This window comes from Legionella lytica (assembly GCF_023921225.1).
GTDB lineage: Bacteria > Pseudomonadota > Gammaproteobacteria > Legionellales > Legionellaceae > Legionella > Legionella lytica.
Map to the genome: position 1 here is coordinate 1,221,156 of NZ_CP071527.1, position 19,572 is coordinate 1,240,727.

The following is a 19,572-nucleotide window of genomic DNA, read 5'->3' on the forward strand; positions in this document are numbered from 1 at the left end:
TTTAGAGTGAATAGAAGCTATAATGACCTTTGGCCGGGATGGGTCATGATTGAATATCAATCAAATTATGCTCTATACACCCCTGGCATACTATGTTTTTAGATATTTCTTATCAAAGCCTAACTTTTAGCTTGGGCTAATACCATCAAATATTGGTTGTTTTGGACATCTGTTCGATTCTCGTGTGAATTGTTTGGCATCAGTGAAACCTGCTATAGATATCAAGCTAAATTAGGTGATGAAAATGCAGCAATCGCGGATTGGTTGCTCTGCGTGACACAGAGTCAGGTAATTGGGGTTTTGGTCTATGTTTTCTCTACCTACGCAATGTCAAAGGATTTATCTGGAATCATAAGCGGGTTTATCGAATTTATCGTGAGCTCGAACTTAACCTGCGGATAAAACCGAAAAAGCGGTTAATTAGGAACAAGCCGGAAGCATTAGCGGTGCCTACTGCAATCAACGAGTGTTGGTCTATGGATTTTATGCACGATCAATTAGACAATGGTCTTCTAGATCTCGATAGCTAATGCCATATTTACAATACCAACGGACGCATTGCATTATCACTTCACCATGAAAATGGCGCCATTTAAAATCCACTGGTTGATATTTCTCCATGCATTACTCCATACTTTTGATTGGCTAAGTATAGACAATCGATTTTTTTGCAACACAGCCATTTTTAATACTATTTTTCTTAAGTAGGTTGGCGTTTCCATTACTCCCCAAAGGCCTAATTTGTGTGCTGAAACTCCTTGTCCTGATTTTTACTCAATACCAATTGACATCTTCTGGAGGAATTAATTTAACTCCAGTAACTTTTGCTTCGTCAAAAGCCGCTTTAATCTCTTCATTAACAAGAAGATTCACAAAATATTCAATATCCCTGGCAATATGAAAGCCATTTAAGGCATTTTCTTTATAAGCAGCATGTTTAAACGAAAGAATATCTTCTTCTCCTGGTATTTTTGTATAAACTGACTTTTCATGGTCAAGGCATTTAATGGCATGCAATACATTGATGTAAAAATATGTATTACTTAAAGTGCCATCCGTACAATGAAGATCTGCATTAATAAACTGCACCTCATTAGGAGCCAGCTCTTCAATAATTGTTCTAACTTTTGTATTAACTAAAGGTATTCTTGCGTTATTAGGTAAACAATCAAAGGCCAATACTTTTTTTTGTGGAATGATAAATTCTACCTGTGGGGCAGGAGCAAAAACGTCTGTTTTTAAAAATATACTATCATAGAGCAAAAATCGATCGGGGGAATGCTCTGTATCATAACATCCAACTTCTTTATTTTTAATCGAATCGGGAGAAGTCCATAAATAAATCATTTCAACTCCATAATTATTTTTTAATCCAAGGGCGATGATGCTTATTTAAAGCAATATTACCACCTTTTAATTCTTGGCGTAACTCCGCCAACATGTTTTTAGTTTGCTCTCTATATTGTGTCGGAGTCCACCCTGAGATCCTTCCTTTTTTTAAAAGGATATCCATTTTTTGTGCTATCTGTTCACTATAGGCATTTGTGTGTCTTCCTAAATGAATAGAGCGACTCGGATGTTGATTAGCCTGAGTAGGCAAATAAATTTTATTTGCTCTGGAGTTAGGATTAATTCCTGATAATTGCCAAAGAGGATGATTTGCTGTTTGCCGGTTTTTATTACTGACAATGTGATGGTCTTGAAAACCTCGCGTTATCGCTGTGCGATTAAATGACACAGGGTTTTGATTTACATTAACCCGAGCCTGTAAGTTTACACCACCATACACAAAAAATGAATAACGAGATAAACCATCCCTTGATACTTTTTCCTCGTGCTTAATACTGGCAGGAACCCAGTAGCAAACCCCTTCATTATCTTCTTCGGGCACTTCTTTTTCTGCAAAGGCCAGGCACTTGTATGAGCGTTGTAAGCGCTCATACCCGAACAGTGTGTCCCTGGTTTGCTCAGCAAATACTCGTCGGGCAATTGTTTTATCCCCTGTGGCCTGATTTTCCGTTAAGGCATGATAAAAATCCTGCCTGCTAGAACCAGGAGTATTTTTGCAGAGTTGCTCTATAACCGACTCCAAGGTAGTTTTCTTTTGTGCCTCACATAATTTTCTCGCTAAAGGTTTGGAATCACCAGCTGCAAACTGTTTTACCAACGGTTCGATTATAGATGATGCCATGTGAAATTCGCTTGCAAGAGAGCGAACCAAATCCTCTTGTTGAGATTTGGTAGTAAAACCGTGCTCTCTTTTTAAGGCATCCAATGTCTGTATTTTTTGGTTTTCAATGTCAGCAAGAGAACTGCGAATCTGTGTGGTCTGAGTGGTAACGGATTGGTGAATGGAATCAAAAGCCTTTTTGTAATAGCGATAGGTTTCTGTATCCTCTGGATTCACTTGAGGATTGACAAGTGCTGTTATCGCATTTATTTTATGGTTATTTCTTACTCGCATACTATCCAGCATGCGTACCATAACCGCCAGGCGGCTCAATTCTCTAAGCCGGCCAAACTCGGGTAAGTACGTGGCAAATTCATTGTAATGAAGGGTCAGGTCATGTGCAAAGATAAATTCAGGTGAATACCGGTGAGACATCTTTGTTTGCTTCGCTACATCACGCGTGAGTTTCACTAATAAACGCGTATTTTGACTAGTGAGCGCGACTAAACCGTTAATTCGAGGCTGATGGTAAAGGCGGGTCATGTTTTCCGGAATGATTTTTGTCTCATGTTCTTTGATAAGTGTATTATTCTCCCAATAAATAACTTTTTTGGATTCCGTATTAAAAATCATGGCATGACCCGGAATTATTTGTTGTTTCCCTAGTACACGGGCGATTTCTGCAGGGGTGAGTACATAAATAGGCCAGCCTTCATCTTCGTTGCTTACATCCTTTAATTCGCCATGAATGTCTCGCTCCATACGGTGTTTTTTGACCACCATACGCATTTCCCCTAGGCGTACGCTGGTGCTGGTATCCGCTTCATCAGTCTGAGTATCCACGTTGATTTCTTCGGCTTCAATCCAAAACCGATGAATGGTTCCATGGTGCTCCGCTTCACGGTAACGTTTTATAATGTCACATAAATAAGCCGGTAAATGTGACAAGGCATTTTCGATTGGCTGGCGGTCAAATGGATAGGTACCTTGCACTTCTTGTCCAGTCGTCATGAATTTTAACATGTAATCGGTCAGTAACATGGTATCCATTAATGCGCTGTCTGCAAGACCTGTGGGCGCAAAACGCATGGTATTAAAGGGATGATAGGGTTTGTCGGGATCGGCTGGATCTAAACTGAAGAAGGCGGCGCCTAAATTTTTAACCATCATTTCCTGTACATCATATCCGGTAAAAAGACGCTCCCAATCTTCATCCTCTGGGGACCAAGGCTCCATAAAAAATGAAATGTTGCCGGTTTGGTTATTGACTTGAAAACCTTCGACACGTTTATAAGACGGAATTTGGGGGTTCAATGGTAATGCATCGGTGGGCTGTAGCCATCCTTGTGCATCACGAGCAACCATAACCCAATCACTGTCTAAATGTTGCTCTACATCCAAGAAGCCCCAACCATTATCCAGCAATAATTCTTCCATCAAGGATAAACGGATATCTTTTTCGAATTGCGGATCATAATGTGCCATAAACCAGTTTTTTAGGCAGGCTTCGTAAATTTGATAAAGAACGGTGGTTTCCTGGTATTCCAGAGCAATCCCATCCGCATGCGTTTGATTGTATTGGTAGCGCTGGTACAGCGTATTTAACATGTGCCGCATCAAGGGAAGCATTTTATTGTCTTGTGTTAATAGCTCTATATTAGAGCGTGTGTGTTCGTAACAAGGGAAAACGTCCGCAAGGAGTGCATGTTTTTTTTGTAGCTCAGGCAGTACTTCTGTAAGCAGAGCATTATCGCAAGTGAATTGCGACAAAAAGGTTACGAGCAAAGCCATCACATATAAGCTGAGATCGGGGGCAGATTTTTCCGTTACAGAAAAAGCGGTAAGGTACATTTTTAAAGCCAGCTGTTCATCTGCTTGTTTTAATGCTAATTCGGATTCTAAAACAGAAGCTTGCTGAAATTTAAGGCCTATCTGAATAAATAAATTGGCGTAAAGCGAGGGGGTTAAGCATTCTTTTATCGCAGGAATCCAGTCTAATAAAGTAAACGCATGAGCTCTATAGTCTGCTGCATTTTGCTCCAGAGAAGACGCTTGAAGAGCGGTCTCCAGTTTGATGAGTAACTTCATGTGTTTCGCTGTGTTCAATACGTTTGTATCTTTGGAATCCATGAATTGGGCTTTCAATGCTTCGAATTTCTTTACCCCATGTTCATAACCATCAAAGTTCGTTACCAAATCAGACGTAAATAAATCGATGTAGTCATCATGCCACTGCTCATGCTGTACATACTCATAAAATGCTCTGTAGTAAGGATTGCAAAACAGGGTAAGAAAGCCTTGTTGATTGATTTGCGGTAATTCTTTTGCATAAGAAACGATACCTCCTAATGCAGCCAAGCAATGGTGAACTGGACGTTCATTTACAATAATATCAATTACAGTAAAAAATGCTTCATAGACTTGGAGCTCAGGCGCATCAACATGAGTCTTTTTCAATGTAGCCGTGTTTTTGTTAAAATAGGTATGCAGTTTTTTTAACTGTTTGCCGTAATAATGACCCGATAGAAATTGCGCAAAAAGGTTTAATGCTGTATCTACATTAAATTCATTAGGGAATAGAGCATTCAGCTCTTCCATATTCTCTTCTTCAAATTCATCTGGAGGGTTCGGGTATTCCGTTTCCGGTGGTATAAAGTATTCAGTGAAATCCTCGGGTATAAAGTATTCAGTGACACTGGAAAAAAAACGTGTAAATAGGTTTGACGTCGTGTTTACATTAGTTTCATTAGGGTTTATGTCGTTAGGTTCAGAGGTGGTTGATTTTTCGATATTTTTATTTAACTCAATAGGAGTCTCATCGCAAATCAGATTGCTTGATTCAGAGCCCTTTGCTTTGAGATACGCGACTAAATCAGAATAAATTAGCTCATCGTATGAGTAGATGTCAGTTTTAAACGGGGTCAATCGTGTTTTAGCTAAGACTTGCGTCACACCTTGTTTTTCCGCAAGTGCAACAAGATTTGCATGCTCTCGTTTAAATGCGAACGAAAAAAACAAGCTGGCATCATTAGATGTTAAATAACCGGACACGGGCTTCAATGCCTCATCATCCAACTGTTGAAATACGCTCCAGTTTAAATCATATTCAGTCTTCGTTTCCGGGTCGCTTAGAGTTTCATAAGCCTTATTTATCTCATTCATTAGCTCGGTAGAACCACCCGGCCTATCTGGATGATATATTAAAGCTAACTTACGATAAGCCCTTTTTATTTCTTTTGGAGTGGCATTGGCTGATATTTCTAATACCTGATACAGATTCTTCATATTACATAAATCCTAATTCTTTGATATTTCCAGTCCTTTCTTCCCAGTAAGTTGCTTTGAGTTCATTATTAAAAATGTCGCGATAAATCCTACTGAGTCTGGTTTGTTGTTTCGTGCTGCCTTCAGGTGCCATGCGTTCCAAGACCGGAAGAGCTTCTTTGATACCTTCTTCGGCTATTAAAGCAAACGCATCAAAGCACAGTTCATTATCTGCATCTTCACGTCGTTGATATTGGTGGCACAGTGCTAAATAATCAGGAATAGCATCTTTGTGTGCGATGTGCAGTTCAGAGAAAAGGTAGGTAACAATACAGGGTACAAGAGTATCTTGATTCTCTGGAGCTGATAGCATGTCAGTCGTCAAAATAGCATCTAAAAGCTGTTTTCTTGCTGTTATAGTTCCCAAATTAGGTAATTCCACGTAAATAGGAAATAAAACGTTTGTTTCCCAAATGGCTTCTAATAGGTAAGTATCTAATGAATGATTGTTAATACTAAAGTAATCTGAAAAATGTTTTTTTAAGGTATTTAGGCAATCGTCAGGAGAAACTAATAGCTGTTGCATGAGTTGTTTAGCACGATTTTCACCAAAAACGGTATAATGCCATAACCATGTAATCGAAGTTACATTATATCCACGCTTATTTGCTCCATTTTTATTATTTCGCCACGAAAGATAACTCTCAATAGCTTCACACAAAACCATTGTTCTTAATCGATTTAGAGAGGGTATCTCATTCGCTTTTTCAAAGAAAAGTAGGGAGGAAACTTTCGTTTGTTTTCCTTTTTCTTGCTGTAATGAGATTTCTTTTATTCCTGACTCAAGAATACCTGTTTGTTCTTGAAGATTGTCATTTTCGTGCTTTAACGCTTCTTTCTTTATTTTGGCTTCCTTTTTCAGCCAAGCTTCTTCTGGATTTTGGGCTTCTTCAATTTTAAACTGTTCTTGTTCTTCAATAGTTTTGTACAAACTAACCGGTACATCCTCAAATGCCTGTGGGTACTCCACGGGTATTAACATGTTCGGTGTTAAATAGTGTTTAAATTCAGTTTTATAAAGAGAGGTAGGTGTAAAATCAGACCACAACAAACCAATTTGATATTCTTGCCCAGGATGAAAAACATGGTCGTTAAGAATTTTGATTTCGTTAAAACTAAATGTCAATGTAGGATGATTTTTTCCCCAAACCATTAGTGCAGTCCATATATATCGCATTTGAACAGCATTGAGACCCCGTATTATTAGGGGTTTCTCGCGAGTAGGAGATGTTGACATTTGATTAAGTAAATTATTAACCACTGCCATACTATACTTTACGCGAGCAGATGGTTCCTCGGGAAAAAACGTTACTTCCATAATCTATTTCCTTTATTCTTTGAGAACAAATAGCCAACAACCTTATTTGTTGAGTAAGGCTAATTTGTGTTTGGACTTGATTGTTTTACTCTAATGTAAGTTCAAGGACTAAATCTTTAATTGAATTAATCAGTCTCATTTCTAACTGCAATTTTACTGCGGTTAATTTTGGAAGTGCGGCTGCCAAGTAGTGGTATGGACATGATATTCCTTTTAAGGTTGATTATTACTTAATACACAAGTTCCTGAAATCAGCCGGCATCATATCCAAGTGGACAAAATAAATCAACTTTGTTTTTTTGTAAGGCGCTCGCTATTGAAGAGGCAAGATTTTAATTTAATTACTTGTCTTTCTTGGGGGAAGCCAGGGGCTTTTCATTACACCAGGCCAAATGGGCGATCAAGCATAGAATGATTAGATCATTATCAAAAAGAATGGGATAACCTATTAAAAAGAGAGGCCGAAATAAGGAAAGAATGGCATGCAACACAAGACAATGAAATTAAGAAACAATTAGAGAATGAGCTCAAAGAACTACCATTTTCAGAAATTCAAAGAAAAATGGCAGAAGCTATGAGGAAATGCTTCTATAGACCATCTTAAGTGAATTATGTTTGGCTAAAACTTGTTTTAAAACCCTCGCATGTACACACCAGGCCTAATTCAATATTTTGATGAGTTAATTAACTATAGAACTTTGCCTCACAGAATTCTGAAACTCTAAGTCTTTTATAGAATTTTTGGGAATTTTAAACAAATTGTAGGGTATGTTGTTTCATTCGGCCTAGGGATTAATATAAAGTTATTTTTTAACCGTGGAATAAGAAGTACAATATGGCTAAACGGCCCAGCATTGCTAGTAGAGATCAATCATAATGTTAAAGTCCTACTTTGAACATACCAATCCTCACCTTCTGGTGTCATTGTACGCAAATCAAAATCCTCATCTATGTAAAGGCCGGTGTTACAAGGGTAACCTAAATAAAAGAGAGTACTTAAGCTTCTAGTTAATAAAGTTACTAATGAGCCAATTGCACTTAAACAATTGAGAAGCATACTTCCTAAACCTAATGCCATACCTTTCAATACTTCAGGAACAGAGGTTTCAGGCTCATTAAATAAGGCGTGAGACAACCATACTATACCCTCTAAAGTATTATAAATATCTCTTAGAGCATGCAGTGTATGGGCAAAAGGATAGAGTATCGAGGCCGTATGATATTCTTTTGCATAATATGGGATATGACTCATACTAAGGTTTGCTAATAATATATCTAAAGCAGACCCTGCGTTATCCATGGTTTTCCAAAAATAGGCCGTTGATCTCTTTTTTGCCATTTCGTACTCCGCTAACATAAGTTGCCATACATTTAATATGGCTTATTTTAAGCATAATTGTCTAATAAATCCACATTGATGTGGATTTGAAATTGAGATGCAATTTTTGGTCTATTTGGGGCCTCGGCCAGCAAATTACCATTTTGACCCCTGGCCGGGATCAATGTACTGCAGAAGCATTTCTTAAGCCTGTTCTAAAAGGTAACGATTATAAATTAAATCGAACTAGTGGTTTTAAAGTTAAAATTTCTAAAAAAGCGGAATGTCTGTTTAGACCTGAATTAAAAGGCACGGAAGGTTAATTGACCAGCACTACGGGGCTTGCTCTCGCCGTTCTAGACACTACAATGAATGATTAGTTTGATAGCGATCCAATACTCTTAACTGTTGTACGTGGTTTTTGTATCACAGCACAAGTTCCGGAACACTAGGCCTTATTGCTTATCTAGATTAGAATTATCAAGGAGAAGACCCTTTGCAGGGCCTAACAGTTTGTGAAAACATGAAATTCATGATTTATTTTTACTGAAAAGTAATCACACATGAATAAATCAGACCTTCGGCCGGGATCTTTGTAAAAAAGGGTCATGATTGAATATCAATCAAATTATGCTCTATACACCCCTGGCATACTATGTTTTTAGATATTTCTTATCAAAACCTAACTTGTAGCTTGGGTTAATACCATCAAATATTGGTTGTTTTGGACAAATAACAGACTATCTAAAATAGAGAATTTCATTTGTTCAGTTAATTACAGTGTCTAAATATGAACATGATCTTTTTTACAAAGATCCAGGCCGAAGGTCTATAATCCTTTAATTGGTGGCTTTAGAGGCATTTTTGCTGCAATAATTTTGATTTCTTTTGATTTTATGCGATTCTTATCCTGAAATCGCGTTTAATCCAAGGCTTAGGAAACTATGAAGGTTGATTTTCATTATTTATGGTCAGGTAAATATGCACAATGGATTGCCATTGCTTTAATTTCCTTTTTTTCTTTGTTGATTATTATGGAATTTTTTTCGCTAAGGTTTTCGCCGATTAAAGTGCAAATAGCCCCTGAAGTGGGTAATAGGGCGCTCCCAATGGCTCAGAAAGATGATTCTTTTAATGCCATTATTAAGGCATCCCTTTTTGGTGTTTATGTTTCTAATGATTTAAGTGATGGTAGCGTCAAAAAATCCATGTTAAATGTTACTTTGGTAGGAATCCTATTTGCTGGTAATATGGATAACTCACAAGTAATCATTCGTGCTGCAAATGGGGAAGAGAAAACCTATAAAATAGGTGACACCATTCCTGGTGACGCAGTAATCAAACGAATTACGGCCAATGGGGTACTGGTTGAGCGTCAGGGGGCTTTAGAAAGTTTGAGCCTACCCAAAAATGAATTAACCTTTGAGCCGGTAGCTAAGCCTTTAAAAGGGGAATAGATTAGATGAGACATGCTTTAAAATTATTAATGGTTGTACTGTTTATTCCAGCATTAGCTGCTTGCCTGACAAGCACCACCAATTTACGCGAGGGTATTACTAATTTTCGTGTTGAGAATTACCGCGCAGCATTTATACGTTTGAAACCAGAAGCTAAAAAAGGCCAGCGTGATGCGCAATATGCAGTTGGTTATATGTATTATTACGGAAAGGGTGTGGTTGAAGATCGTAAAAAAGCATGGTTTTGGATCAGTGCTGCTGCAAATGCAGGCCAGCCTGATGCCATCGTGGCGGCGAAAATACTGGATGGAAATATGAATACTCCGGTAGTTGAGCCGAAGATTTTTTAATTATCGGTTTCGCCCGTTTGCAATTACAGACTGTAGCCTGTATTACGCTGCACTAATACGGGCTGCACTAATACGGGCTGCACTTCTTATAATAAAGCCAAAATCTTACTCGTTGGTTTAGCCAATCCCAAAGAGTTTAAATGCTCTTTTGCAAACCACTGACCTTTGGGTTCAGCCAATTTTGTTCCTAATGCTTTCGTTTTAATCCGCAGCGCATTTATTTCCAAAAGAAAATGACTAAAACGATGTTTAAATGCAATCAAATGCTGAGGTGATTCACCGTTTAAATCATATTCCACCTGGATAAAATCAAGAGGGCATTTGCCTTCATCTAAACTAGGTAAACACCATAAACCACCCCATAGCCCAGTGGGTGGTCTCTTTTCTAAATAGATTTTGTCTTCATGATTACATAAAACCAACAGTTGTTGTTGCTGTATGGGTACTGGTTTTTTTACTTTTTTGGTGGGATATAAATGTTGCTCTCTATATTTTAGTGCGAGGCAATGATCTTGTACCGGGCAATGTTGGCAATCAGGATTTTTAGTGGTGCAACAGGTAGCGCCTAGATCCATAATCGCTTGAGTGTAATCCGCGCATTGTTCTTGAGGCATGCAAGCATCGGCAAGCTGCCATAATTGCTTTTTAATTGCGGCCTGTTCAGGATGCCCTTTAATAGCAAAAAAACGTGTTAAAACTCGTTTAACATTCCCATCTAAAATTGCCGTAGGCTGATTAAACGCTTGTGATAAAATCGCTGCTGCTGTTGAAGCCCCAATTCCTGGTAATGCATGAACCAGTTCAAGTTGATTAGGAAAAATACTTTGATACTCAGAAGCAATAATTTGTGCAGTGCGATGAAGATTACGTGCTCGACTGTAATAACCTAATCCGGACCATAGAGATAGGACCTCATCTTCATGCGCCTGAGCCAAATCGTCAATGCTTGGAAAGCGCGTCATAAATCGTTCGAAATAGGGGATAACCGTTTGTACCTGCGTTTGTTGCAGCATAATTTCAGAAATCCACACTCGATAAGGGCTGCGTGGTAATTGCCAGGGCAGATTTTTACGCCCATGGATGGCAAACCATTCAAGCAAAGGCTTGCTAAATTGTTCGGGTAAATTATTCACTTAAATCATTGCTTAGTTAATCAGCGGAGATAATATCTTAATTTTAATATGATTAATACCTGAACACGATGCGGAAAAAATTTTAAAATTTTATTCGCGAACTCTCTGTCCATGGTCTATCGTTTTATTAAGGCCTATTTACATTTCTACTATTTTGAAGTGCATACGGGCCCTAGGATCAAGCTAAATACCACTAAAAGTCCCCTCATCCGCGGAGAAAATTTCATCGCAGAGAGGGGGTTTTTTTTGTGATTTGTGTAAAAAGATACAAATAAGGAGATAATTATGCGCCAAAAGTCATATGAAATAATAGTCTTAAAGCCTACGGCTGTTTTTTTATCATTTCTGGCGTCACAATTACCAGAGGTTAAATTACCTGATCTGCGTTTATTGCAAATCGACAATACAGCCTACACTATTCTCAAACAAGCATCAGATGATGCGCTCCTTAATGAAATAGAAAAACGTTTTCCTGAAATGTTTCGTCATGAGATTTCTCGATGGTTAGGCGACAGTGTGCGTTCTGAGATTGAAACTAATTTTTTAGATTTTCTTTGCTGTTTCCGATTTGAATTACACAACCATATTATTTTGATGGAACCCTCCATCGAAGAAGGGAAACAATTATTACTCTTCAAACCCCGAGTGGCGTTACTTGATTGGTTAAAATCAACAGCTGAGGGCCACAATGAGCTTGTTGAGGTAGTTGAGCGAGTCCACTTATCTAATTTAGAAGAAAATGCCACGGTGATGGTGAAGAATTTTTCTAATTTAACGGAAATTAAGCCTTTTATTAAAAGTTACTATCAGCCGATCTTTTCCACGGCGATGAGTCGCATTAGTAATCAATCTGAGCAATGGCCTGCGATTGATTCGTTTCATCAATTTAATGAGTATTTTGCAGTTGAAATACATACTCAATTGATTCATTTGTATCAGTAAGGGAGTAGATTATGGATCCGATGGTTATGGGGCTTATTTGTGCTGCAGTATTTGGGACGGTAATGGTTGCATCTGCGTTTATTAGACAATTATTATTGAGTAGAGATAAAAAGTTAAATGATGAAGCACAAAGTAGGGCATTAGCGCAGGAAGCGAGTGAGTTAGAGAAAATCCGAATACAAATGCAAAATGAAAAACGTTTTACTGCACATTATCAAATGCTTGGTGACAACAAGGATGCGATTAAGTATTTAGATAATCAAATCGAAGAGCTTTTAAATAAAAAAACAGAGCTTATAGAGCGGTATGCACAAGCAACAATTAAAGAGTCAGGGGTCATCATTTCTAGTGGAGAGGTGTCGCCAGAACGTAAATTGATTTGTGACAAATTAAGAGATGAAATTGATAAAAAAATCACATTTTATGACAGTGAATTGCAAATATTACAAAAGCGAAGGGCTATATTGTGGGATACACATACCGATTTTGAGCGCTATTTACTAAACCAGGAGAAGGCGAGTAACGTCAATTTGGATAATATTTACAAGCAACATTCTGCTTTATTAGAGAAAGTTTATTTACGTCATATTGATGATACTGAAGTGGTTGCTGTGAAACTTATTGATGCAGGCACCATGTCGTTTAAAGACATGCTGATGGCACCTATACAATTTTTAATGCAATTTTTTGGGGCTGGGAGTGCCTTACCTAGTGTTGCTGTGGTGCAAACCCGAGTTGAGCATAGTGCCAGACAAGAAGTAGAGCGTGCAGAACATGAGATTAACAATCCTGACGAGCGCTCTAATCTGCATCGTCAGGCATTTGATGAACAAAACAGCCAAGGAAATAATGTGAGAAGTACATCGGTCTCTTTTGCCTTATAAGCGAGGGTCAAGATGTGCTTTTACGCCAAGTGGTGACATTTTGCCCAATGTATAATACAATCTCGTTGCATTTAGGGATGCATACAATTTTATAATTGCTGTGGAGTATTACAACAATGAGGCAACATCGCTTAGGATTTATTTTAGGTGCTATTTTGGCTGTTCCTGCGTACAGCGTTAATGTAAATGCACTTCTTCCAGATGAACAAAATACGGTACAAGTATTTCAACAGGCATCACCTAAGGTGGTCTATGTTCATCGCTTGGCAACAGTGACTAATCATTATTCTTTCAAGAAAATGCAGGTTCCTGATGGTTCTGGTTCAGGAATCATTTGGGATGATAAAGGTCATATCGTTACTAATTATCATGTAATTAAAGGTGCTGATAAACTGGCTATTACTTTGGGCAATATGACTGTTCCTGCACGAGTAGTTGGTTCTGAGCCACGTAAAGACATTGCGGTATTGCAAGTTAAATCACCGAATGCTTTATCGACGCTAAAATCATTTAAACCTTTTGAAATTGTGCATCTTATCGATTTGATTGTTGGACAAAAGGCTATTGCAATCGGTAATCCTTATGGTTTAGATCACAGCTTATCTAAAGGAGTTATCTCCGCATTAGGTAGGCAAGTTCCAGGTATTGGTGGTGTGACTATTCGTAATATGATCCAAACGGACACACCGATCAATCCAGGTAATTCGGGGGGCCCATTATTAAATAGCGCTGGACAATTAATCGGTATGAATACCATGATTTTTTCTCGTTCAGGGGCTTCTGCAGGGATTGGATTTGCGGTGCCTGCTGATGATATTCAGCGTGTTGTGTCACAAATTATCAAACATGGACGGGTTGTATTGTCAGGAATTGGTATTCACAGTGTTGCGCCGAATGTTGCACAGCGCTTAGGAGTACGCAAGGGGATATTAGTTGCGGAGGTACTTCCGAGTACACCTGCATCACAAGCGCATTTGCAAGGTACTCATCGTGATCCATGGGGACGCACGGTGGTAGGTGATGTGATTGTTGCCCTTAATGGTCATGCAGTTAATAATTATGATGAACTCTATAATTTGTTGACTGATATTAAGGTTGGTGAAAAAATCACTGTATCAGTACAGCGTGGCAATAAGCAGATGGATGTAGCTATGAAAACTATTGATATTGCGGGAGCATAGCGTAGTTTTTTCCCATCATCCCAAACAGTAAGGGATGATGGGTACTCATTTAAGGAGATAGGGATGTTACTTAATAAAGAAGAGTCATTGTTATTATTAATCGATGTTCAAGAAAAACTTACCCCTGCTGTAATGCACAGCGAGGCCCTCATTTCTCAATGTGAGTGGCTTTTAAAACTAGCCCGTAAACTGTCCGTTCCCATTTTAGTTAGCGAACAATATCCTAAAGGCCTTGGCGCAACGGTTGCACCTTTGCAGGAATATTTCAATTCGCAAGAATGTATTGATAAAGTTCATTTTTCTTGTATGAGTGATGCAAATTATACTCAGCGCCTTAAACAATTTCATAAAAAACAATTAGTTCTAATCGGAATGGAAGCACATGTGTGTGTGCTGCAAACCGCTTTGGAAATGAAAGAACAGGGTTTTGATGTTTTTGTTGTTGTGGATGCAGTGAGTAGCCGAGGAAAAAACAATTTCAAATATGGTTTGAAACGAATGCAGCAAGAAGGCATTCGTTTAATTACTTCAGAAATGGTATTTTTTGAGTGGATAAGAAAGGCAGGAACACCTGAGTTTAAAGAATTAAGTAAAGAGTTTTTATCCTAGTTGTTACTGAGGCGCCCTGGTTCTCGGGGTGCTTAGCATCATTGCAATCCACATTTTATAATTACGGAGAAGTTATAGTGAATTTTACAAATCAACTAGCATTAATTACTGGTGGCGCTTCCGGTATGGGAAAAGCTTGCGCTCAGTATTTGCAGCAACGGGGAATGCGAGTAGCTATTTGGGATAAGCAAGAAGACGCTCAAAGTGAAGCTGAGCTATTTATTAATTGTGATGTAACCAGTGAGGCCTCTGTGGAAGATGCAATGCAGCAAACTATTGCTAAACTTGGTGCGCCACGAGTTTGTATTAACTGTGCGGGAATAGCACCAGCTAAACGTATTGTTGGTAAAGAAGGTGCAATGCCATTGGCAGCATTTAAACAAGTCATTGACGTGAATCTTATTGGAACATTTAATGTAATGCGTGTTGCTGCACATGCGATGTATACACTGGAATTAGATAGTAAATCTCAGGAACGTGGCGTTATCATTAATACTGCATCAATTGCAGCATTTGAAGGTCAGATTGGACAAGCGGCTTATAGCGCTTCAAAAGGAGGTATTGTCTCTATGACTCTGCCTGCTGCACGAGAGTTGGCTCAGTTTGCCATTCGTGTAAATACAATAGCGCCAGGATTGATTGGCACTCCTTTATTACTCAATATGCCTCAAGAGGTTCAGGATAATTTGATTTCAACGATGACATTCCCTAAACGTTTTGGTCAACCTGAAGAGTTTGCTGCGTTAGTAGGGCATATTATTGAAAATGGAATGATGAATGGTGAAGTTATTCGTTTGGATGGCGCACTTCGTATGCGGTAGGTGATAGACTTACTTTCTTCTCTGTAGCAACCGTCTTGAATTTTAATTCAAGACGGTTGCTACAGTTTTCAGGATAGGATTTAAAATTATGCTTCTTCGTGATGTCGATTAGTATCGTTTGAAGAGGATAAATTGCCATGCGCATTATAAACACTCACTGCATCTGGCTTATTCCCTGACAGGGCATTTACAAGTTCCTGACGAACATAAAGATTATTCGCAATCACTTGGCCATTTACGGTATTTAAGTCACGGCAACGAGTTAAAGCATGAGCTAGTTTGTTATTTAATGTTTTTACTAAGTTTATTTCAGTCTCGGGACATTCTCTAAGAAACGCATTTAGCGCGTTTGCTGCATCAATTGCTTGATTTGTAGGATTAATCATCGCTATACGCTGCTTTGCGCTGTTTTCTAGCTTATTGGATAAGTCTTGCTTTTTACTGGCACACTCCTCCATTTGAGCATATTGGCGAGTTTCCAAAAGTCCTTTTTCTTCCGCTAATAAATCATTAAGTGACTCAACCCAAGAAATTTCTTGTTCTAAATGCTTGCATAATGCTTTTACGTTGTCGTTACTCATATAACTACCTTAAATTTACGCCATTTCAGTATTATTTAACATTTTTGCAGCAATCTTGTCACTATTAATTTGGTAATTACCTAGTTCAATTTCAGCTTTGAAATAGAGAACCCGTGCATCATTAACTTCTGGAACTGTCTCTAACGATTTTTTAATCGCTTCAAGCTGTTTGGTGGTATTGCTGAGGCTAACGTTGTCATCAAACGATGAAGAGCCTTCAGCTAAAATTTTATTAATTTCCAGCTGCTTACCTTTCAAACGATTGTCTGACTCTATAGGTTTTACATGAGTCGCATCACTAATTTGATTAAACATAAACTTATCCTCACGTTGTTTTGTGTTTATTCCATACTGATGACCTATAGTTAGCAGTCCTAAAAATTGCATCAGTAAACGCGTTATCGGCAGTTTGAGAAAATACTTTAGTAAATTTTCTTAATTTTATGATTTTTTTATTAAAAAATAAATTCTTAACCTAAAAAACCACAGTTACTCGTTTTTCACCAGAAACTTGAGCCTCAATGATTTTTTTTGAGCTCAAATTACGTACACTAATGGTTTCTCCTAAGGCGCCGTCGATAATTGCGATGCCTTCCATACTAATGGTTAAATTATTATTGCCAGTTACAATAGAAACCTTTTCTCCTTTTTTAACAACTTTGGGTAATTCAATATTGGTGGGATTAAAGGGATGATTAACTGCAATATTTTGTTTACAGACTTGGCCAACTATATCGTCGATGTCATTAAAATAACCATGCCTTAATTTATGAACGTCCATTTCAGTTTGATAAATATCACTACCAGTAATTCTATCGCCTTTCTTTAATGTGCGATTTGCTACAAAGACTGTTTTGAGAATGATAATGCGGATTGGCACATACAAAGACCAGTGATTATCTGGTTCTTGGCATTTGATTCCCATGGTGTTGGTTTCTAAAATAGGGGAGCTATAGGGATTAAATACCACTAATTGATTTTCTGCGCAGGCTTTCAAGCTTAAACGAGAGTCAATTTTATCTGCGGAAACGTGGATCTTTCCTTCTTTATAAGAAGCTAATTGTTTAAGAACATACATTTCAATTTTTTGAGTTAAGAGTTCAGGCGACTGAGTTGCCTCCGCAAATAATCCCGCACTTGCAAAAAATAGTAAAATGCTTAGTATGCTCTTTTTCACAACAATATCCCTAATGTCCCTGTAATAATTCCTCGAATCATACAGCAAAGAGAGTATCAAATTAAGGAGTTTGTAACATGCTAAGGTGTTTTCTTATTATAAGCACTGCTGCTTGGCTTTTTATTTCTTTTCAAGTGCATGCAGATAGTCATCGCCCTCAGGACTTTTTACAATCGGTAAGTGGTTCTAAAAATGAAGGTGAACAGATTTATAATCATTTTTGTGTCAACTGTCATGCAATGAAACCAATCATTCCTGTTGGGGCGCCAAGAGTAGGAGAAGAGGGGGATTGGAAAGTACGCCTAAAACAAGGGATGGATGTTTTGTTTCAACATACCGATGAAGGATTAAATGCAATGCCACCTCGAGGAGGATGTTTTGAGTGCACTGACAAACAACTCATGCTGGCTATCCAATTTATGCTTCCACAGCAAAAAGAAAAATCTAAATAAAATGAACACGATACTCATAAAATGAATAAAAAGTAAAAAAAATTTACAAAAAAACCTAAACATATTTTTTATTCTCCCGATAAATAAGAAAAAAGAGGGAGAAAAAAATGAAAAAAATGTTACTTGTAGTACCTGTTTGTGCACTAGCTGCGTCATGTTCTTCTATGGATGGCGGGGTGCCCGTAGTTGATGACGCTGGTTATACCCATTACACAAAAAGCATGGGCAGTGATCATCGTGGTTCAGCCCATTTCCCTGCAAAACGAGAAGCGACTGGTAAAAAAGTATTTATTTTTGACCCAAAAGCGACTGCGTGGGCTGCATATGATGCTGACGGTAACAGAGTAAATACAGGTAGCGCATCGGGTGGTAAAGATTTTTGTGAGGATGCTGGTAAACCATGCCGTACGGTAACGGGTACTTATCATGTTTACTCGAAAAAAGGTGAGGAGTGTACTTCCAGTATTTATCCACTTGAAACCCATGGTGGAGCAAAAATGCCTTATTGCATGCACTTCCATGGTGGTTATTCAATCCATGCTGCTTATGAAGTGCCTAATTACAATGCTAGCCATGGATGTATTCGAGTATTACCAAGTGCTGCAAAATGGTTGAACCAAGATTTTATGGATGTTGGTACTACCGTAATTGTAAAACCCTACTAAACTAATTAGAAGGTAGGATGTGGTGTAATCGGATGTACATGCCACAACATTCCGGATTACGACTTCGTCTAATACGGGCTACAAAAGGGTTAAGCTGTACGAATAACTATAAACTCCTTAACTAAGGAGTTTGCAAGCAGTTGTAACATGCGGTATCTCCACTCTATGCCCTGCTTAATGCAGGGCTTTTTTTATTGCCTTAAGAATACTAAAATCACATAACTTTTTTAAAGCAGGTATAAATAAATGATTCTTTGTATTGATGTGGGGAATTCTCACATATATGGTGGCGTGTTCGATGGAGATGAGATTAAACTTCGTTTTCGCCATACCTCGCAGGTGAGTACTTCTGATGAATTAGGGATTTTTTTGAAAAGTGTTTTACGAGAAAATGGTTGCTCTCCTGAGGCGATTAGTAAAATTGGGATTTGTTCGGTAGTGCCTCAAATTGATTATTCATTGCGTGCCGCTTGTCTCAAATATTTTTCTATCGATCCTTTTTTATTACAAGCGGGGGTAAAAACTGGATTGAACATTAAGTATCGTAATCCGGTGGAAGTTGGAGCTGACCGAATTGCTAATGCCATTGCCGCAACGCACAGTTACCCTAATCAAAACGTGATTGTGATTGACTTCGGCACAGCAACTACATTCTGCGCTATTAATGCACAAAAGGCGTATTTAGGGGGAGCAATTTTACCAGGGGTACGTTTATCGGTTGATGCTCTATCGAAAAATACGGCGAAATTACCTGCGGTAGAAATTATCAAAATAGATAATGCAGTAGGGCGTTCTACTATAGAGAGTATTCAATCCGGTGTTTATCACGGCGCTCTAGGTGCTTGCCGTGAGTTAATTCAACGTATGAAACAGGAAGCTTTTGGTACGAATAAGGCTTTGGTGTTAGCGACAGGTGGTTTTGCTTCCTTATTTGATAAGCAAGATTTATACGATCATTTAGTACCTGATTTAGTCCTTCAAGGTATTCGTTTAGCTGCATTGATGAATTGTTGAGATGGGTTCTTGCCATGCGGCGCAAATAAACAAAGCTGCCGTCATGGCTAGTACGGTGAGGCAACCAGAACAGAACTCTAGTAAAGTATCATTCCAGGGTGTTTCACTGTATTTCCAAGAACGAAATTTGTTTTCTCCGAACATCCTGTATATATTTCACTCTAAATCCGGCTATA

Annotated in this window: 19 protein-coding genes and 2 pseudogenes; 12 read left to right on the plus strand and 9 right to left on the minus strand. The window is 38.3% G+C overall.

The features are described from left to right. Positions 1 to 168: 168 nt before the first annotated feature. A pseudogene (locus J2N86_RS05405) lies at positions 169 to 509 on the plus strand (IS3 family transposase); the annotation flags it as partial. Here the strand turns inward: J2N86_RS05405 and J2N86_RS05410 are convergent. From J2N86_RS05410 to J2N86_RS05430, 5 genes and pseudogenes are all read right to left on the minus strand, one after another. Beyond that, positions 508 to 621 (minus strand): annotated as a pseudogene (locus tag J2N86_RS05410) (IS6 family transposase); the annotation flags it as partial. The pseudogenes J2N86_RS05405 and J2N86_RS05410 sit on opposite strands and share 2 nt — an antisense overlap. A gap of 153 nt (positions 622 to 774) precedes the next feature. Continuing rightward, positions 775 to 1,347, minus strand: coding sequence for an Imm43 family immunity protein (locus J2N86_RS05415; protein ID WP_252581447.1), 573 nt, complete (start codon positions 1,345 to 1,347; stop codon positions 775 to 777). A gap of 13 nt (positions 1,348 to 1,360) precedes the next feature. After that, a complete protein-coding gene (locus J2N86_RS05420; RefSeq protein WP_252581448.1) occupies positions 1,361 to 5,455 on the minus strand; it encodes a DnaJ domain-containing protein in 4,095 nt (1,364 codons plus the stop codon). 1 nt (position 5,456) lies between these two features. Then, entirely contained in the window at positions 5,457 to 6,812 is a 1,356-nt protein-coding gene (locus J2N86_RS05425; protein WP_252581451.1) for a hypothetical protein, read from the minus strand. Between the two features lie 871 nt (positions 6,813 to 7,683). Then, positions 7,684 to 8,151, minus strand: coding sequence for a hypothetical protein (locus J2N86_RS05430; protein WP_252581453.1), 468 nt, complete (start codon positions 8,149 to 8,151; stop codon positions 7,684 to 7,686). Between the two features lie 92 nt (positions 8,152 to 8,243). On the opposite strand from J2N86_RS05430, the gene J2N86_RS05435 reads away from it, so the two are divergent. From J2N86_RS05435 to J2N86_RS05445, 3 genes are all read left to right on the plus strand, one after another. After that, entirely contained in the window at positions 8,244 to 8,453 is a 210-nt protein-coding gene (locus J2N86_RS05435; protein ID WP_252581456.1) for a hypothetical protein, read from the plus strand. 621 nt (positions 8,454 to 9,074) lie between these two features. Continuing rightward, positions 9,075 to 9,587 carry a type II secretion system protein N gene (locus J2N86_RS05440; protein WP_252581459.1) on the plus strand — a complete coding sequence of 171 codons (513 nt, stop codon included), beginning with the start codon at positions 9,075 to 9,077 and terminating at the stop codon, positions 9,585 to 9,587. A gap of 5 nt (positions 9,588 to 9,592) precedes the next feature. Continuing rightward, a complete protein-coding gene (locus J2N86_RS05445; RefSeq protein ID WP_252581462.1) occupies positions 9,593 to 9,937 on the plus strand; it encodes an SEL1-like repeat protein in 345 nt (114 codons plus the stop codon). Positions 9,938 to 10,023: 86 nt separating this feature from the next. On the opposite strand, the gene mutY is transcribed toward J2N86_RS05445, so the two are convergent. Further along, the gene (gene mutY, locus J2N86_RS05450) at positions 10,024 to 11,070 is read right to left on the minus strand and encodes an A/G-specific adenine glycosylase (protein ID WP_252581464.1); all 1,047 of its coding nucleotides are present in this window, start codon (positions 11,068 to 11,070) and stop codon (positions 10,024 to 10,026) included. Between the two features lie 285 nt (positions 11,071 to 11,355). On the opposite strand from mutY, the gene J2N86_RS05455 reads away from it, so the two are divergent. The 5 genes from J2N86_RS05455 to J2N86_RS05475 all read left to right on the plus strand — a co-directional run bounded on the left by J2N86_RS05455 (position 11,356) and on the right by J2N86_RS05475 (position 15,507). Continuing rightward, positions 11,356 to 12,012 carry a hypothetical protein gene (locus tag J2N86_RS05455; protein ID WP_252581467.1) on the plus strand — a complete coding sequence of 219 codons (657 nt, stop codon included), beginning with the start codon at positions 11,356 to 11,358 and terminating at the stop codon, positions 12,010 to 12,012. Positions 12,013 to 12,023: 11 nt separating this feature from the next. Then, positions 12,024 to 12,896: a hypothetical protein gene (locus tag J2N86_RS05460; RefSeq protein ID WP_252581470.1), complete on the plus strand. Its 873-nt coding sequence runs from the start codon at positions 12,024 to 12,026 to the stop codon at positions 12,894 to 12,896. 116 nt (positions 12,897 to 13,012) lie between these two features. After that, complete coding sequence (locus J2N86_RS05465; RefSeq protein WP_252581472.1) at positions 13,013 to 14,077, plus strand: S1C family serine protease; 1,065 nt, start codon at positions 13,013 to 13,015, stop codon at positions 14,075 to 14,077. Between the two features lie 63 nt (positions 14,078 to 14,140). Next, the gene (locus tag J2N86_RS05470; protein ID WP_252581475.1) at positions 14,141 to 14,686 is read left to right on the plus strand and encodes an isochorismatase family protein; all 546 of its coding nucleotides are present in this window, start codon (positions 14,141 to 14,143) and stop codon (positions 14,684 to 14,686) included. Positions 14,687 to 14,763: 77 nt separating this feature from the next. Continuing rightward, positions 14,764 to 15,507 carry an SDR family NAD(P)-dependent oxidoreductase gene (locus J2N86_RS05475; protein ID WP_252581478.1) on the plus strand — a complete coding sequence of 248 codons (744 nt, stop codon included), beginning with the start codon at positions 14,764 to 14,766 and terminating at the stop codon, positions 15,505 to 15,507. Positions 15,508 to 15,593: 86 nt separating this feature from the next. On the opposite strand, the gene J2N86_RS05480 is transcribed toward J2N86_RS05475, so the two are convergent. The 3 genes from J2N86_RS05480 to flgA form a co-directional block, all read right to left on the minus strand. Further along, the gene (locus J2N86_RS05480) at positions 15,594 to 16,088 is read right to left on the minus strand and encodes a flagella synthesis protein FlgN (protein WP_252581481.1); all 495 of its coding nucleotides are present in this window, start codon (positions 16,086 to 16,088) and stop codon (positions 15,594 to 15,596) included. A 15-nt stretch (positions 16,089 to 16,103) separates the two neighbouring features. Further along, the gene (flgM, locus tag J2N86_RS05485; protein ID WP_252581484.1) at positions 16,104 to 16,403 is read right to left on the minus strand and encodes a flagellar biosynthesis anti-sigma factor FlgM; all 300 of its coding nucleotides are present in this window, start codon (positions 16,401 to 16,403) and stop codon (positions 16,104 to 16,106) included. Positions 16,404 to 16,563: 160 nt separating this feature from the next. After that, positions 16,564 to 17,265: a flagellar basal body P-ring formation chaperone FlgA gene (gene flgA, locus J2N86_RS05490; protein WP_252581487.1), complete on the minus strand. Its 702-nt coding sequence runs from the start codon at positions 17,263 to 17,265 to the stop codon at positions 16,564 to 16,566. Between the two features lie 77 nt (positions 17,266 to 17,342). Here flgA and J2N86_RS05495 point away from each other — a divergent pair, with 77 nt between their 5' ends. From J2N86_RS05495 to J2N86_RS05505, 3 genes are all read left to right on the plus strand, one after another. Continuing rightward, complete coding sequence (locus tag J2N86_RS05495; RefSeq protein ID WP_252581490.1) at positions 17,343 to 17,717, plus strand: c-type cytochrome; 375 nt, start codon at positions 17,343 to 17,345, stop codon at positions 17,715 to 17,717. A gap of 107 nt (positions 17,718 to 17,824) precedes the next feature. After that, complete coding sequence (locus J2N86_RS05500; protein WP_252581493.1) at positions 17,825 to 18,382, plus strand: L,D-transpeptidase; 558 nt, start codon at positions 17,825 to 17,827, stop codon at positions 18,380 to 18,382. Between the two features lie 246 nt (positions 18,383 to 18,628). Further along, the gene (locus J2N86_RS05505; protein ID WP_252581496.1) at positions 18,629 to 19,396 is read left to right on the plus strand and encodes a type III pantothenate kinase; all 768 of its coding nucleotides are present in this window, start codon (positions 18,629 to 18,631) and stop codon (positions 19,394 to 19,396) included. Positions 19,397 to 19,572 lie beyond the last annotated feature (176 nt).

What these genes read in the sequence shown, in the direction of transcription:
- J2N86_RS05415 (WP_252581447.1), bottom strand. Translation starts at nt 1,347, where the DNA reads ATGATTTATTTATGGACTTCTCCCGATTCGATTAAAAATAAAGAAGTT.
- J2N86_RS05420 (WP_252581448.1), bottom strand. Translation starts at nt 5,455, where the DNA reads ATGAAGAATCTGTATCAGGTATTAGAAATATCAGCCAATGCCACTCCA.
- J2N86_RS05425 (WP_252581451.1), bottom strand. Translation starts at nt 6,812, where the DNA reads ATGGAAGTAACGTTTTTTCCCGAGGAACCATCTGCTCGCGTAAAGTAT.
- J2N86_RS05430 (WP_252581453.1), bottom strand. Translation starts at nt 8,151, where the DNA reads ATGGCAAAAAAGAGATCAACGGCCTATTTTTGGAAAACCATGGATAAC.
- J2N86_RS05440 (WP_252581459.1), top strand. Translation starts at nt 9,075, where the DNA reads ATGAAGGTTGATTTTCATTATTTATGGTCAGGTAAATATGCACAATGG.
- J2N86_RS05445 (WP_252581462.1), top strand. Translation starts at nt 9,593, where the DNA reads ATGAGACATGCTTTAAAATTATTAATGGTTGTACTGTTTATTCCAGCA.
- J2N86_RS05455 (WP_252581467.1), top strand. Translation starts at nt 11,356, where the DNA reads ATGCGCCAAAAGTCATATGAAATAATAGTCTTAAAGCCTACGGCTGTT.
- J2N86_RS05460 (WP_252581470.1), top strand. Translation starts at nt 12,024, where the DNA reads ATGGATCCGATGGTTATGGGGCTTATTTGTGCTGCAGTATTTGGGACG.
- J2N86_RS05465 (WP_252581472.1), top strand. Translation starts at nt 13,013, where the DNA reads ATGAGGCAACATCGCTTAGGATTTATTTTAGGTGCTATTTTGGCTGTT.
- J2N86_RS05470 (WP_252581475.1), top strand. Translation starts at nt 14,141, where the DNA reads ATGTTACTTAATAAAGAAGAGTCATTGTTATTATTAATCGATGTTCAA.
- J2N86_RS05480 (WP_252581481.1), bottom strand. Translation starts at nt 16,088, where the DNA reads ATGAGTAACGACAACGTAAAAGCATTATGCAAGCATTTAGAACAAGAA.
- flgM (WP_252581484.1), bottom strand. Translation starts at nt 16,403, where the DNA reads ATGTTTAATCAAATTAGTGATGCGACTCATGTAAAACCTATAGAGTCA.
- J2N86_RS05495 (WP_252581490.1), top strand. Translation starts at nt 17,343, where the DNA reads ATGCTAAGGTGTTTTCTTATTATAAGCACTGCTGCTTGGCTTTTTATT.
- J2N86_RS05500 (WP_252581493.1), top strand. Translation starts at nt 17,825, where the DNA reads ATGAAAAAAATGTTACTTGTAGTACCTGTTTGTGCACTAGCTGCGTCA.
- J2N86_RS05505 (WP_252581496.1), top strand. Translation starts at nt 18,629, where the DNA reads ATGATTCTTTGTATTGATGTGGGGAATTCTCACATATATGGTGGCGTG.